The sequence below is a fragment of the Spartobacteria bacterium UBA695 genome (genome assembly GCA_002298145.1).
Taxonomy (GTDB): domain Bacteria; phylum Verrucomicrobiota; class Verrucomicrobiia; order Chthoniobacterales; family Chthoniobacteraceae; genus UBA695.
In genome coordinates, this window is sequence record DBMP01000015.1 from 152,439 (window position 1) to 166,817 (window position 14,379).

At 62.3% G+C, this 14,379-nt stretch carries 10 protein-coding genes; 6 read left to right on the plus strand and 4 right to left on the minus strand.

All coding sequences use genetic code 11. From position 1 onward, the window contains the following. Positions 1 to 151 precede the first annotated feature (151 nt). Positions 152 to 583 (minus strand): hypothetical protein, encoded by a 432-nt coding sequence (locus tag B2828_RS09620; protein WP_479633512.1) that lies wholly within the window; start codon positions 581 to 583, stop codon positions 152 to 154. A 297-nt stretch (positions 584 to 880) separates the two neighbouring features. Between B2828_RS09620 and metK the strand changes: the two genes are divergently transcribed. From metK to B2828_RS09635, 3 genes are all read left to right on the plus strand, one after another. Next, complete coding sequence (gene metK / locus B2828_RS09625) at positions 881 to 1,984, plus strand: methionine adenosyltransferase (RefSeq protein ID WP_479633513.1); 1,104 nt, start codon at positions 881 to 883, stop codon at positions 1,982 to 1,984. A 221-nt stretch (positions 1,985 to 2,205) separates the two neighbouring features. Continuing rightward, on the plus strand, positions 2,206 to 5,217 hold the full coding sequence (locus tag B2828_RS09630; RefSeq protein WP_479633514.1) for a chemotaxis protein CheB: 3,012 nt from the start codon (positions 2,206 to 2,208) through the stop codon (positions 5,215 to 5,217). 5 nt (positions 5,218 to 5,222) lie between these two features. Further along, positions 5,223 to 6,893, plus strand: coding sequence for a PAS domain-containing sensor histidine kinase (locus B2828_RS09635; protein WP_479633515.1), 1,671 nt, complete (start codon positions 5,223 to 5,225; stop codon positions 6,891 to 6,893). On the opposite strand, the gene B2828_RS09640 is transcribed toward B2828_RS09635, so the two are convergent. Next, positions 6,890 to 7,765, minus strand: a complete 876-nt coding sequence (locus B2828_RS09640) for an ice-binding family protein (protein ID WP_479633516.1) — start codon at positions 7,763 to 7,765, stop codon at positions 6,890 to 6,892. The two genes, B2828_RS09635 and B2828_RS09640, sit on opposite strands and share 4 nt — an antisense overlap. Before the next feature lie 162 nt (positions 7,766 to 7,927). On the opposite strand from B2828_RS09640, the gene B2828_RS09645 reads away from it, so the two are divergent. The 3 genes from B2828_RS09645 (at position 7,928) to B2828_RS09655 (ending at position 11,385) form a co-directional block, all read left to right on the plus strand. After that, complete coding sequence (locus B2828_RS09645; protein WP_479633517.1) at positions 7,928 to 8,419, plus strand: Crp/Fnr family transcriptional regulator; 492 nt, start codon at positions 7,928 to 7,930, stop codon at positions 8,417 to 8,419. Positions 8,420 to 8,504: 85 nt separating this feature from the next. After that, positions 8,505 to 10,208 carry a PAS domain-containing hybrid sensor histidine kinase/response regulator gene (locus B2828_RS09650; protein ID WP_479633518.1) on the plus strand — a complete coding sequence of 568 codons (1,704 nt, stop codon included), beginning with the start codon at positions 8,505 to 8,507 and terminating at the stop codon, positions 10,206 to 10,208. Positions 10,209 to 10,287: 79 nt separating this feature from the next. Next, positions 10,288 to 11,385 (plus strand): LptF/LptG family permease, encoded by a 1,098-nt coding sequence (locus B2828_RS09655; RefSeq protein ID WP_479633519.1) that lies wholly within the window; start codon positions 10,288 to 10,290, stop codon positions 11,383 to 11,385. A 12-nt stretch (positions 11,386 to 11,397) separates the two neighbouring features. Here B2828_RS09655 and B2828_RS09660 read toward each other — a convergent pair whose 3' ends face one another. Together B2828_RS09660 and B2828_RS09665 are read right to left on the minus strand one after the other, a co-directional pair. Then, positions 11,398 to 12,357: a radical SAM protein gene (locus tag B2828_RS09660; RefSeq protein ID WP_479633520.1), complete on the minus strand. Its 960-nt coding sequence runs from the start codon at positions 12,355 to 12,357 to the stop codon at positions 11,398 to 11,400. A 38-nt stretch (positions 12,358 to 12,395) separates the two neighbouring features. Beyond that, positions 12,396 to 14,363 (minus strand): cell division protein FtsZ, encoded by a 1,968-nt coding sequence (locus B2828_RS09665; protein WP_479633521.1) that lies wholly within the window; start codon positions 14,361 to 14,363, stop codon positions 12,396 to 12,398. Positions 14,364 to 14,379: the final 16 nt, after the last annotated feature.

Here is a 14,379-nt window from a genome sequence, read left to right on the forward strand (position 1 = left end):
TTTGTTTTCGGTTGTTAAAAGATAAAAGAGAGTTGGGCGCGCCCACGTCCGTGCGATGGGTACGGAAGGGCGAGGCGCCAGCGTGGCACAGGCGTTTTCTAACGGGATCCAAGGATGGGGCGCGAGTGCGCCTTGATGAAATTCCTATCGATTATTGAATACGATCCAATACCGGCGGCGCATGCTCAAGGACGCGACGGGAGAGAAACAGGCCGTCCACCCAAACCAGACGGGGTAGCACCAGTTGCTCAAAAATCCATTCGACAAGAATCGCCACCCCGGGGCCAACCGCGGGAATATCGCACTCGCCGTACATAAAGAGCGTCACGGCACATTCGTGATCGTCCGCACCGGCATCGTGGTGAGCCCATTCGTGAAGCTGAGGCGAAACCGCCATGGCCATCACGATGAGCAATTGGACCATCAGCAACGCGATGATCCCCCTTCGCAAAGCAAAGCCCTGGGGCTGGAAAACCCAATTCATCTTGCGAATCGCCTCGCAAATACCAACCTGGATCTGTCGCCGCAACCCACCCTCCAATAGCGATCTCAGAAGGGTCTGTTTCTGAGAAAGGTGGAGCATATGAGCAGATTTGCAGGTTACATTATGATAGTCAAGTATCAGTTCTGATCCATTAATTTTCCCCCCGAATATCCCGTAGGCTAAGGGCGATCCGCGCCCCCCCTCTTCCGACGGCCAGATGCTCCAAAAGCCCATCCATCCGCGCCCTGGATAAGTGAGCTGGATTTTTGCTCCCCTTGGCAGGTCGGCTCGCATTTCGCCGGACGCATGAGAAAAGCCGCCTTTTGTGTTCTTTAAAGTCACCGCAAATAAGCTACACTCAGGTCACGTAAGTACCGGTGTGGAAGGAATTACCGCATGAGCCGTTCGTTTATCTTTACCTCCGAATCGGTGGCCGAGGGGCATCCCGACAAGGTCTGCGATTTCATCGCCGATTCGATTCTCGATGCCAACCTGGCCCAGGACCCGGAAAGCCGCGTGGCCTGCGAGGTTCTATGCAAAAATGAACATGTCATCCTGGCCGGGGAGATTTCTTCCCTGGCGCAGATCGATGCCGAAGCCGTCGCCAGAGCCGCCATCCGGGAAATCGGCTACACGGACGAGGCGGCCCGGTTCAATGCCGACTCCGCCCGGGTGCAAAACCTGATCGGCCCCCAGTCCCCGGATATTGCGCGGGGCGTCAAGCGAGAGAGCGCCATGGAGATGGGCGCCGGGGACCAGGGGCTCGTTTTCGGCTTTGCCACGCGGGAGACTCCGGAGCTGCTCCCGCTGCCGATCTGCCTCGCGCACCGGGTAACGCGCGCCTTGGCCGAGGCCCGCAAGGCGCATGTGGCCCCCTGGTTGCGGCCCGATGCCAAGGCGCAAATCTCCGTCCGATACGAACAGGGCGAGCCCGTGGAGGTGACCGATGCCGTCGTCTCCACCCAGCACGCCCCGGGGACCTCGCAAGGGGAGCTCCACGCCTTCGTAGAGGAGCACCTCCTGCCGCGCGCCCTGGGCCAATGGTATCGCAAAGGCATCCGGCTCTTTGTGAACCGCACGGGCGAATTCGTCATCGGCGGCCCAGAGGGGGATTGCGGGCTGACCGGGCGCAAGATCATCGTGGACACCTACGGCGGGTTTGCCCGGCACGGCGGCGGTTCATTTAGCGGAAAGGACCCCACGAAGGTGGACCGCAGCGCGGCTTACTTTGCCCGGTTCGTCGCCCGGCAGATTGTGACCCAGGGCCTGGCGGATTGTGCAGAACTCCAGGTCGCCTATGCCATCGGAGTGGCGCAGCCGGTCTCAATCGCGGTGGACACACGCGGCACCGGCGACGAGCGGCTGGCGGAACGCTTCGCGAGGCAGTTCGACTACCGGCCCGCAGCCATCATCGAACAGCTCGACTTGCGGCGGCCCATCTACCGGGCCACCACCAACTACGGGCACTTCGGCAAATCGGAACTGCCCTGGGAAAAGTAAGGCCGCCTTATCCAGCTTGACCTTCCGGGAACCCGGCTCACAATGGGCGGGTTTGCAGCTCCCCTCCCGGCCAATGGAGAGTTGCATTTCCCCCTTTCAACCCACCTTTTCCCAAACCATGACTTTTCGATACGGGAGACGCTTCCGTATCAGCGCGGGAACCCGGGGAGGAGGAGTGCATTGAAGCGGGAAAACGACGGAACCAGGATCGAGGATTATTGATGACCCATAAGCCAAACAGCAAAAAAGAAGGCGAAAAACCTCATGCGACCGGGGCGGTTCCTCAGGAAAAAGCGCCTGCGAACGGCGCGCCAGAGGCCGGTTTCCCCATCGTCGGCATTGGCGCATCGGCCGGGGGCCTGGCAGCATTCGAGGCCTTTTTTTCCGCCATGCCCGCCGACACCGTTCCCGGCATGGCCTTCGTCGTCGTGCAGCATCTCTCGCCGGATTACAAAAGCATCCTCACCGAGTTGATCAAGCGCTACACCCGCATGCAGGTCTTCGAGGTCGAGGACGGCATGGCCGTGCAGCCCAACTGCGCCTACATCATCCCACCCAACCGGGACCTGGCGCTCGTCAACGGCACCCTGCAACTGCTGGAGCCGGGCGCGCCTCGGGGCCTGCGCCTGCCGATCGACTATTTCTTCCGCTCCATGGCCGAGGATCAGCACGAGAAAACCATCTGCATCATCCTCTCCGGCACCGGCAGCGATGGCACGCTCGGGGTCCGGTCCGTCAAGGGCGAAGGCGGCATGGTCATGGTCCAGCAGCCCGAGTCCACCGAATACGACGGCATGCCGCGCAGTGCCATCGCCACCGGCATGGTGGACTACATCCTGCCCCCGGCCGAGATGCCCGCCCAGCTGCTGGCCTTCGCCGCTCACGCCTTTGGGAAGGCCCCCCTCCTGGTCGCGCCACAGCCGCACAAAGTAGAGGATGCCAAGAACAAGATCTTCACCCTGCTGCGCGTCCAGACCGGGCACGATTTTTCCCATTACAAGAAAAACACCATCGAACGGCGCATCGAACGGCGCATGGCGGTTCACCAAATCGAACGGCTTGAAGACTACGTCCACTACTTGCAGCAGAACCCGGCGGAGGTGGAGGCCCTCTTTCTCGATCTTTTAATCGGCGTCACCAATTTCTTCCGCGACCCCGCGGCCTTCGAAACCCTTCGCAAGCAGGTCATTCCCCGGCTCTTTGTCAACAAACCCGCGAGCACGATGATCCGGGTATGGGTGCCCGGCTGCTCCACGGGCGAGGAGGCTTACTCCATCGCCATCCTGCTCCAGGAGTACATGGAAGCCATCAAGCAGCATTTCGTCGTACAGGTATTTGCCACGGACATTGACAGCCGGGCCATCGAGCGAGCCCGCGCCGGGATCTACCCCGCGAGCATCGCCGCCGACGTCTCCCCGGAACGCTTGGCGCGCTTTTTCGCCCAGGAACCGGATCATACCTCCTACCGTATCCAGAAAAACATTCGCGATCTGCTGGTCTTTAGCGAGCAGGACCTCATCAAAGACCCCCCGTTTTCCAAGCTCGACCTGGTCAGCTGCCGCAACCTCCTTATTTACATGGACGGCGATCTGCAAAAGAAGCTGACCCCCCTCTTTCACTACTCCCTCAACCCCGGCGGATTCCTCTTCCTGGGGACCTCGGAAAGCGTGGGCGACTTCGTGGACCTTTTTTCCACCCTCGATAGCAAAGCAAAGCTCTACCAGCGCAAAGACGACGCGCACCGGGCACGCAGCCTGGCCGTGGGGCGCTTCCTGCCCGCCGCCCATGAGCGCTCCACCCAGCGACCGGCGGGAAAAGCGACCGGCAACAAGACCCCCTTGCGCGAGCTGACCGAACGGACCTTGCTGCAAGAGTACGCCTCGGCGGGAGTGCTCGTCAACGAACGCGGGGACATTCTCTACCTGCACGGGCGCAGCGGCGACTACCTCGAGCCCTCGCCAGGCGAAGCTGGCATGAACATCCTCAAAATGGCCCGCGAAGGGCTGCGGCGGGACTTGACCATCGCCCTGCACAAAGCCGTCGCGCAAGGCGAGCCGATCCGCCACCCCGCGCTGCGGATCAAAACCAACAGCCATTTCACCACCGTTAACCTCATCGTGCGGCCCGTGGGGGGCGAACCCAATCCGACCGCCGAGAGCGCCCTCTTCCTGGTCATCCTGGAAAAAGCCCCCGATGCTCCCCTGGAAAAGGCGCTCGCGGAGGCCGCCGAGGCCGAGAAAACCCGCGGCCCGCAGGACGTCGACACCCGCATCATCGAGCTAAAGCAGGAGCTGCGCGCCAAAGAAGAATACCTCCACAGCACCAACGAAGAGCTGGAAACCTCCAACGAAGAACTCAAATCCTCCAACGAGGAAATGCAGTCCATGAACGAGGAATTGCAGTCCACCAACGAAGAGCTGGAAACCTCCAAGGAAGAACTGCAATCGGTCAACGAAGAGCTGGCCACGGTCAACGCCGAGCTGCAAACCAAAGTCTCCGATCTATCCCGGGCCAACAACGACATGAACAACCTGCTGGCCGGCACCGGCATGGGCACCGTTTTCGTGGATCACCACCTGCGGATCCAGCGCTTCACCCCCGCCGTCACCCAGGTCATCAACCTGATCCTGACCGACGTGGGGCGCCCCGTGGGCCACATCGTCTCCAACCTGGTAGGCTACAACCGCCTGGTGGAGGATGTGCAATCGGTGCTCAACACGCTCATCCCCAAGGAAATCGAAGTACAGACCAAGGCCGGTGCATGGTACTTGCTCGGCATCCGCCCCTACCGCACGCTGGAAAATGTGATCGAAGGAGCCGTCATCAACTTCGTGGACATCACGGAGATGAAAAAAGCGCAGAACGTGCTCCAGGATTCCGAGGTCCTGCGCCGCCTGGCCGTGGTGGTAAGGGACTCGCGGGACGCCATCCTCGTACAGGATATGGAAGGGCACATTCTGGGATGGAACCCGGGGGCAGAAAGAATGTACGGCTGGAGCGAAGCCGAGGCCTTGCATATGAATATCCGCGATATGATTCCGGAAGATCGGCGGGCAGGCGCGCTGGAAACCACCAAACAGCTTTCCAAGACCGGGGAGATGAAACCCTACCGCATGCAGCGGCTCACCAAAGACGGGCGAACCGTGGAGGTGTGGATCAACGCCTCCCCGTTGATCCACAAAACGGACGAAGTATACGCCATCGCGACGACAGAGAGATTCGTAAAAGACTAATTCCAATGAACGCAAAAAGGCCTCGCCTGAGCACGACTAACGCCTTGCGAAAGCGGGCCGAAGAGCGACTGCTGAAAGTCGTGTCCATCGAGAGGGAAGCCCTCTCCCCCGCCCAGGTGCGCGATGTCCTGCACGATCTGCATGTCCACCAGATCGAGTTGGAGATGCAGAACGAAGAGCTGCGCCGGGCCCAAACAGAGCTGGAAGCCTCCCGCGAGCGCTACTTCGACCTCTACGACATGGCCCCGGTAGGCTATATCACCCTGAGTGAAAAGGGCATGATCCAGGAAGCCAACCTGACCGCCGCCAAACTGCTCTGCATGGAGCGCGGGGCCTTGGTCAAGCTGCCGTTGACGCGCTTCATCGTCTACGAAGATCAGGACATTTACTACCAATACCACCGCCAACTCTTTAAATCCGGCCACCCCCAAGCCTGCGAGCTGCGGTTGGCCCCGAAAAACGGCGCTCCCTTCTGGGCAAATGTCGAGGCGATCGCGACCACGAGCAAGGAAGGGGCCCCCGTGTTCCGCATCGTCATCAGCGACATCACCGAGCGCAAACGGGCCCAGGAAGCCCTCAAAATAGCGCACGACGGCCTGGAGCGCAGCGTGCGGGAGCGCACCGACGAACTTCAGATCGCCAACCTCGCACTGCGCGAAAGCGAGAGGCGCTTCCGGCAAATGGCCGAAAACGTGCGCGAAGTCTTCTGGCTCTCAGATGCGCAGCGCAGCTATGCCTACTACACGAGCCCGGCCTACGAAGAGATCTGGGGGCGTTCCCGCCAAGAGCTGGCCCGCAATCCGAACGCCTGGTTGGATGCCGTGCATCCCGAGGACCGGGAACTGGCCAACCAGACCTTCCGCTTGATTGGCGAATCCGGCGTTCCCGGCTCGTGTGAATACCGCATCATCCAGCCCGACGGCTCGCTCCGCTGGATCTTGGACCAGGGATCGCCCGTGCGGGATGAAACCGGGCAGGTCTACCGCATGGCCGGAGTGGCGAGGGATATTACCGAGCGCAAACAGGCAGAGGCGGCCTTAACCCGGTTGCAGGAGGAGCTCCTGAAAATCAGCGAACGCGAAAAGCAGCTCATCGCCCAGGAGCTGCACGACGGGCTCTGCCAGCACCTTTCCGGCACGGCAATAATGGGCAGCCTGCTCTACCGGCATCTCGCCGAAAAGGGCAGCCCCGAGGCCGACAACGCCCGGCAGATTGGCGAATTGCTCAAAATCGGCGTGGACGAAGCGCGCAACCTCGCCCACGGGCTCCACCCCGTCCGGGCGGGGGGCGATGGCTTGGAGGAGGCGCTCTTACAGTATGCTAAAACGGCCACCAATCTTTTCCATATCCATTGCACCTTTCGGTACGACAAATCCATCGGCGTCAAAAGCCAGGAAGTCGCCACCCACCTCTTCCGTATCACCCAGGAGGCCGTGAACAACGCCATGAAACACGGCCAGGCCAGCCGAGTATTCATCACGCTAAAAAATAGCGCTCAGGGGCTCATCCTGACCATCCGGGATAACGGCGTCGGCATTCCCGAGGACCGGCCGATTTCCAGCGGCATGGGCATCCAAATCATGCATCATCGCGCTGCGGTGATCCACGCCGAGATCACCATCCGCCGCGTGGGCAACCGGGGAACGGTCGTCACTTGCAAGCTGCCCGCCTGTTAGGACAAAGCGCCGCGCCGCACCCGCTGCCAGAAGCCCAGCGCCCCGATGCCGCCCGCCAGCATGGCCCAGGTCGCGGGTTCCGGAACCGCGCTGATATCGTTAGTATCCAGCGTCACGTTTCCGGTAAGGGAAATCACCCGGCCGTTCTCCACGGAGGCCCCATTACCGAGGGTATTGCTAGCCTGGGAAACCAGGCTTCCGTAGAATTCCGCGTTACTCAAAAGCGTCGCCGAACTGCCGATCTGCCAAAACACATTGAGGTCCGTGCCAGCCCCCGCACCGATGACCGAGACGATGGAATTAGCCGATACCGTCAGATCGCTCCCGACTTGAAAAACGAAAAGCGCGTTGGCGCTCGACTGGGTGTCCAGAGTCAGAGTCCCGTTGAGCAAAGCCGATGAATTGAAATGGTAAACGCCCGAAGTGAGCGTCAATCCTCCCAGGTTCTGGCCCGTCAGATCTTGCGTCACCGGCAGCGCGAGCAGAACATTGTAGACGAGCGTGGCGTCGATCATGGCCTGGACCGCCTGCGTATCATTGATGTGGGTCGTTCCCGTAATCACCCCCGGAGGGAAGCCCGTGATCGCGGGGGTCGGGGTCAGGGCGACATTCCCGTGAATAACGCTGTTACCGGTATTGGTAACCCCCGCGTAGCTGATAACGGTAAAATCCTCCGCCGCCCCCCAGAACCCGCCTTGCCCGGGATCGATCGCTTTCGCTCCCGTCGCGCTGGCCAACAACCCCACAATAGCTATGGCCAAGGTGCAGAGCGCCCCGAGCTTGCCGAACCCTATCGCAGGCTGGGCATTTTCAGCAGCCCCAACGGGATGCCCGAGGGTTGCTGTTGGCTTTGCAAAAGGATATGGTTTCATTTTGGTTTCCGCTGAATCGCCAACGCCGAGACCCTTGGTTGGGGAAAATAGGGCTATGCAAAAAATCCCTACCGGGGCCGCCAGAGGCAGCATCGCCCCGCCCCAGGAGGACGGTAGCGCAGCGGCAGTCAAAAAGAGGAAAGCCTCCCCATTTTTCACATCATGACACCGTTTAAACCGCTCAAGGAATTCGAGGCCGTGACGTCCATTCTCTCCAAGATCTCCCTCTTCGGAGGGGTAACGGACGCCCAGCGCAACGACCTGCTGGCGCGCTTGGACTTTGCCGCGTTTCAGAAGGGGGAGTCTATTTTTCAGGCGGGAGACGAGCCCTCGTACATCTATATTGTGAAACAAGGGAAGGTCGAGGTGCGGCTTGCAGCGGACGTAGCGGGCGTGGAGAAAATGGAACTCGGCGTGGGAGCCTGTTTCGGCACCGTCTCTCTGATCTCAATGCACAAGCACTCCGCCACCGCCCTCGTTACGGAACCGTGCGAAATCGTCGCCCTATCCCGCCATGCGCTCATCGGCTTACAGCAGCAAGACATCACCCTGTTTGCCCTCCTGATGATGAACGTCGCCCGGGAACTCGCCCGCCGCCTGATCCTGACGGACGATCTCTTGCTCCTCTATTCCCACAAAGCCGGGAAAGCCTAACCGCCCCTCCTTCCCCCCTCGGTCTGGAGTAGGTCGCCAACGTGCGGCCAGGGTAAGACCAGTAGACGAAAAGGGGGAGAAGTCTATGACTGAAAATAACGCCCGTTCAGGTGCAGTGGACGACCTGCGCAAGCGGGCCGAGGAAAGGGCTTACGTCTCCGAATCCAAGCCCGAAGAAGCGTTACTACCCGAGCAGGCACAGTCAGTTCTCCACGATCTGCGGGTGCACCAGATCCAGCTGGAGATGCAGAACGAGGAGCTGCGCCGGGTGCAGGAGGAGCTCGAAGCCTCCCGCGAGCGCTATTTCGACCTGTATGACCTGGCCCCGGTGGGCTACGTCACCTTAAGCGATAAGGGGATGATCCTGGAGGCCAACCTCGCCGCCGCCCGGCTGCTCGGCTTGGAAAGAGGGGCCTTGGTCGCGCAGCCCTTGACGCGCTTTATCTTCTCCTCGGACCAAGACATCTTCTACAAGCTCCGCCGTCAGCTCTTTGAAACCAGCACCCCGCAGGTGTTTGATCTGCGGCTCAAGACCCAGGCAGGCACGCTACTTTGGGCCCGTTTTGAAGCGACCGCCACCCTCGCCGCCGACGGTGCCCCCATCAGCCACGCAGTGATGAGCGACATCACCGAGCGCAAACAGGCCGAGGAGGTGATCCGGCAAGCCAAGGAAAACGCCGAAAACGCCAACCAGGCCAAGGATCAATTCATCTCCGTACTCAGCCATGAGCTGCGCACCCCCCTCACCCCCGTACTCGCCATCGTCAGCTCCCTTCAGGCCCAAAAAGATCTGCCCGGCCACCTGGCCCCGGATCTGGAGCTCATCCAGCGCAATGTAGAGATGGAAGTAGCGCTGATCGAGGACCTGCTGGACGTCACCAAGATCAGCCGGGGCAAGGTCGTCCTGCAATACGAGACCGTGGACCTGCAAGACTGCCTGCGAACCGCCTTGGAAATATGCCGGGGCGCCATTGAGCTAAAGCATCTGGCCATCATCCAAGAATTCCAGGCCACCCGACACCATGTGCGCGCCGACCCCACGCGAATGCGGCAGGTGTTTTGGAACTTACTCAACAACGCCGTCAAGTTCACCCCCGAAGGAGGCCGCATCACCCTGCATACCCACAATGAAGGCGAGCAGATCATCATCGACATCACCGACACCGGCGTCGGCATCGCCCCGGCGGTGATCCCCCGCATCTTCAACCTCTTCGAGCAAGGCGACCAGAGCAGAACCCGGCGCTTCGGCGGGCTGGGCCTGGGCCTGAATATCGCCCGGGCCATAGTCGATCTGCACCAGGGGCGGCTGAGCGCCCGCAGCAAAGGCAAGGACAAAGGGGCCACCTTCACGGTAGAGCTGGCCACCGCTCCTCCAACAGAGAAATCGCAGCCCCCTGCCGCCTCCGCCGAACCCGAGGAGCACCCGTTAAAAATCCTGCTGGTGGAGGATCACACCGACACCCTGCAAGTCCTCGTCAAAATCCTGGAAAAATGGGGCCATACCGTAACCGCCGCGGCCAGTTGCCGAACGGCCCGGGAGCTGGTCGCCAGCCAGGAGTTCGATTTACTCATCAGCGACCTCGGGCTCCCCGACGGCTCCGGGTTGGAGATCATGCAACAGATCAAAATGCGCTCCGAGACCCCCGGAATCGCCTTAAGCGGCTACGGCACCGACGAAGATATTCGCCAGAGCAAGGCCGCCGGATTCGCGGGCCACCTAGTGAAGCCGGTCAGCGTCACCGCCTTGCGGGCGGCTATCCGGGCGCATGCCTTCGCCAGTCGGCCATAGCCCGCCTCCCCATGCCGCGTTTAAGCCGAAGCAAACGGCTTGCATTCCGACCATTCGGCTTCGAGAATGCCGTGCGCCCATGAAAATCATCGACCGTTACATCGGCAAAGAACTCCTCGTCACCACGCTTTTCGCCGTGGCGGTACTGAGTCTCGTGCTGGTCTTGGGCAACGTCTTCAAACAGCTCCTCGATCTGCTGGTCAACCAGAATGCGCCGCTGGAGCTGATTTTGAGCTTCATCGGCTTCATCCTCCCCTACTCGCTGACGTTCACCATCCCCTGGGGCTTCCTGACGGCGGTGCTGCTGGTCTTTGGCAAGCTCTCGGCGGAAAACGAGCTGGTGGCGCTGCGCTCCAACGGCGTGAGCATCCCGCGCATCTGCTATTCGCTGGGGTTCCTGGCCGTCGCGGCGTGCCTGATGTGTCTCTGGATCAACGTCGAAGTAGCCCCGAGAGCGCAGGAGCGGATGAAGAGCACGATCTTCCAAATCGCCACGAGCGACCCGCTCTCAATGTTCGCCAGCGACCAGGTGATCGACGAATTCCCGGGCAAGAAAATTTACGTGGAGCGCAAAGAGGGGACGAATCTCTACAACGTGCTGGTCTACGAGCTCAGCGAACGGGACGAACCGCTCCGGGTCATCCACGCGCAGCGGGCCGTATTGACGACCGATTTGGTCAACCAGCAGGTGCTCATGCAGCTCGTGGGAGCGCAGTTCGAGCAGCGCGACACCGATTCGCCGGGCGACCTGACGCGCATTCGCGAGGGCATCACCACGCGCGAGATCACGTTCCCGATTTCGCTCAAGGCGCTCTACGAAAAGAACAAAGCGCGGCGCGGCGTGGGCCAGATGACGCTCGATGAGCTGGTGAAAGATCCGCCCAAGGACAAGGAAACAGCCGCCGAGACCGAGATCAGCAAGCGCTTTTCCCTTTCGCTCGCCTCGCTGGCATTTGCGCTCGTGGGGGTGCCGCTCGCGGTAACAGCTCAGCGCAAAGAGACCTCCATCGGGTTCCTTTTCTCGCTGATCGTGGCCTTTGTCTATTTCTTCTTTGTAGTGATCGCTGACAGCCTGCGCAACAACCCCAACGCCCATGCGAACTGGCTGATGTGGGTACCCAACGTGCTCTTTATTTCGCTCGGCGCGGTGATGTTCCTGCGGCTCGCGCGGAAGTAACCCTCGCGGCGGCTACCAGTTCTCGATGACGTCGGGAAAGATGGGCTTGAGCCAACGCTGGGCGGCCTGGCAGAGATCGCACCGGCTGGAGTAACGGCCCCGGGGCACGAAGCCGTGTTCGCACGCCAAGCGGTAAAGGCCCTCCACGCCCTGGCTCCGAAGCGCGGCCAGGAGCGGGTGAGAGCGCAGATTTTCCTCGGAGACGATCTCCCGGAACGGCTTCTCGGTGAGGCTTCCCGGAAAGGAGACGTTACAGAGGTCCACGGTGTTGTTCGGGTTGACCAGGTAGAAGGTCTCAGCGCAGAAGTCCTTGGGCGCGCCCTGCTCGTCCTCGATGGAACAGTAGCCCTCGCCTGCGGTCCCGAGGGCGGCTTCGGCGGAAAGCACCGGGGCATACTCGGATAGGCTGGCACACGCCCGGCCAACAAACGAGATCGAATCCCTTACGCACACGCGAATACCGGGCTCCCGCTCCAGTTCGACCAGCGCCTCGCGGGTACAGTTGTCGACGGGAATATCCGAGCGGGAGCGGTTGACGAAGGTGACCATCGCCTCAACCCTCGGAATGCCCGCGTCGCGGCAGGCTCGCAGGGCGCAAAGGACGTGGGCAAAGGGGATAAACTCCTGGTGGAGGCCGTCGACGCTAAAGGCCGCCACGGCCAGGCCCTCGCGCTTAAGGGCCCGGGCATAGCGCCCGGCCACAGCGGCATCGCGCCCCCAGAAACCATTGGTATTGAGCCACGACGGGATGCCGAGCTCGGCGGATTCGCGAAGGGCGTGCATCACCAGCGCGGGAAAGAGCGAGGCCTCGCCGCCGGTGACGATGACGTACTCCTGCGGGCGCGCTTGGCGAATACAGCGGCTGATGGCGGCGGGGCTCATGACCCCCTTGCGGCCCGGCCCGCACGAGTGCAGGCAATGGCGGCACCGGGAGGTACAGGAGTCGGTAATCCTTAATAGGAGGCGTTGCATGTCCTCGGCGTGGGGGGACGCCGCCTTTGGGCTGGGGTTTACCGCACCTTCAACCGCCGACGAAGGTACGTGGGGACGTCGAGATCCTGGCCGTCGACGATGGTCGGCTCGCTTTTTTCAAAACGGCCGCGCGTGACGGGTTCAAATTGCATGACTTCCTGCTGCGGGGCCTTGGACGAACTCGCCGCTGGCCGGGTCTCCTCACCGGGGATCAGCTCGGGCGCTGGATCGGCGGGTGCGCGGCGTTCCACCCGGCGGATCACGGGGCGGGAACGAGGCGCGGGCGCGGCAGGCTGCGGCTCGGGAATGGGTTCGGGCTCCGGTTCAGGTTCAGGTTCAGGTTCAAGCTCCGGGGGCTCGGGATGGGAAGCGGCAGGCGCGATAGGGGCCTCCGGTTCCAGCTCAGGCTCGGGCTCGATCTCCGGCTCTGGCTCCGGAACAGGCTCCGGACGGGGCGCGGCGAGGCGTTGAGTGGATTTCGGCGCTGCGGCGGGCACGGCAGGCGTGGGTACCGGGGCGGGAACGGGCGGTTCCGGCGCAAGCTCGGGTTCGGGTTCCGGTTCCGGGAAAGGACGGCGGAGCATCCGGCCCGGCACGGGCGGCGCGATGCGTTCGATGGGCGCGGCGGCCTCTTCGCCAAAGAGCGAGCCCTGGTAGGTGGCGGCTCGAAGCCCGCGCGGCTTCTGGAGACGGCGTTCGGCGGGCTGCGGCGCAACGGGAGCGGGAGCGGGAGCCGGTGCTTCGGGCTCCTCTTCCTCGGCGCGCACTACGGGAAGCCCGGCTTCGTCGGCCCCAGTCGGCTCCAGTTCAAAGGATTCATCGCCCTCGGCTGCCTCGGCTTCTTCGGAAACTTCTGTCGCTTCGGGCGCTTCGATGATTTCAGGCGCTTCAATCTCATCGGCCTCAGCTTCGATCAGCTCGGGTTCAGGCTCAGGTACCGGCTTGGCCTGCACCGGGGCGGGCTTGGGAGCAGCGGCCACGGGACGCGCCGCGCGAGTTTCGCGGACGGGCCGGGCGGCGGCAGCGCGTCCTTCGCCCACGGAACTCAAAATGCTGACAGCCACTTTCCCCGCCAGGGCTGCCTCGATGGAGGTACCGAGCAGGACGCGGGTGTGGTCATTGACGTAGCGGTTGAACTCCTCCATAAGGAGCTGGACTTCGTCGAGCGTCAGGTCGGGCCCGCCCGCGACGCGCACCAGCACGGTGTCGCAATCGCGCAGGAGGCGGCCTTTGTCCATGAGCGGATTCTTGAGCGCGCGGGAAAGGGCGTCGAAGGCACGGTTGTTCCCCTCGGCCTGGCCGTGGCCAAAGAGGCACCGGGCGCTGACGTCCTGGAGCACGGCGGAAAGATCGTCCAAGCCCAGCGGGAGCAGGCCTTCCGAGCCGTTGAGGATCGCAACAACGGTCTGGATGCACTGGCTCAAAGTCAGGTGCGCGGCAGCAAAGGCATTCTGGATGCCCGAACGCGCAGGGACGCTCTCGCCCATGCGATCGTTTTCAAAGCAGATAACGGCGTCTGCATTCTCCTGCAGCTCGGCCAGTGCCTCGGCGGCTTGCGCGGCGCGCCGTTTGCCTTCGAAGCCAAAGGGGAGCGTGACGACGGCGATAACGAGCGCCCCGGCTTCCCGAGCCAGCTCGGCAACAAGCGGAACCGCGCCGGAGCCGGTGCCGCCGCCCAAACCGGCAACAAGGATTGCAGCCTCAGCCCCCTCCAGGGAGGCCCGCAGCTCGGCGGCCGATTCCTCGGCCGCGCAGCGGCCCAGCTCGGGGTCGCCGCCGGTGCCCAGGCCATGGGTAGCCGTGGCTCCGAGCTGGATTTTCTCGCCCGCGACGGACGCAGTCAGCGCCTGGGCATCGGAATTAACGGCGACGAGGCTCGCCGGGGCCACGCCGTCGAGCGCCAGGCGGTCGAGGGCGTTCGCACCCGCGCCGCCGATCCCGACGATGGGGATGCGCCGGGGGGCGATTCCCGACGAGGCGCGGTTGCGGATATCAAGTTCGATCATATTGGGGATGATGGGT

Bases quoted from the DNA above. Each gene is read 5' to 3' on its own strand.
- B2828_RS09620 (WP_479633512.1), bottom strand. From the start codon at position 583: ATGCTCCACCTTTCTCAGAAACAGACCCTTCTGAGATCGCTATTGGAG.
- B2828_RS09665 (WP_479633521.1), bottom strand. From the start codon at position 14,363: ATGATCGAACTTGATATCCGCAACCGCGCCTCGTCGGGAATCGCCCCC.
- B2828_RS09660 (WP_479633520.1), bottom strand. From the start codon at position 12,357: ATGCAACGCCTCCTATTAAGGATTACCGACTCCTGTACCTCCCGGTGC.
- B2828_RS09640 (WP_479633516.1), bottom strand. From the start codon at position 7,765: ATGAAACCATATCCTTTTGCAAAGCCAACAGCAACCCTCGGGCATCCC.
- B2828_RS09645 (WP_479633517.1), top strand. From the start codon at position 7,928: ATGACACCGTTTAAACCGCTCAAGGAATTCGAGGCCGTGACGTCCATT.
- B2828_RS09630 (WP_479633514.1), top strand. From the start codon at position 2,206: ATGACCCATAAGCCAAACAGCAAAAAAGAAGGCGAAAAACCTCATGCG.
- B2828_RS09650 (WP_479633518.1), top strand. From the start codon at position 8,505: ATGACTGAAAATAACGCCCGTTCAGGTGCAGTGGACGACCTGCGCAAG.
- metK (WP_479633513.1), top strand. From the start codon at position 881: ATGAGCCGTTCGTTTATCTTTACCTCCGAATCGGTGGCCGAGGGGCAT.
- B2828_RS09635 (WP_479633515.1), top strand. From the start codon at position 5,223: ATGAACGCAAAAAGGCCTCGCCTGAGCACGACTAACGCCTTGCGAAAG.
- B2828_RS09655 (WP_479633519.1), top strand. From the start codon at position 10,288: ATGAAAATCATCGACCGTTACATCGGCAAAGAACTCCTCGTCACCACG.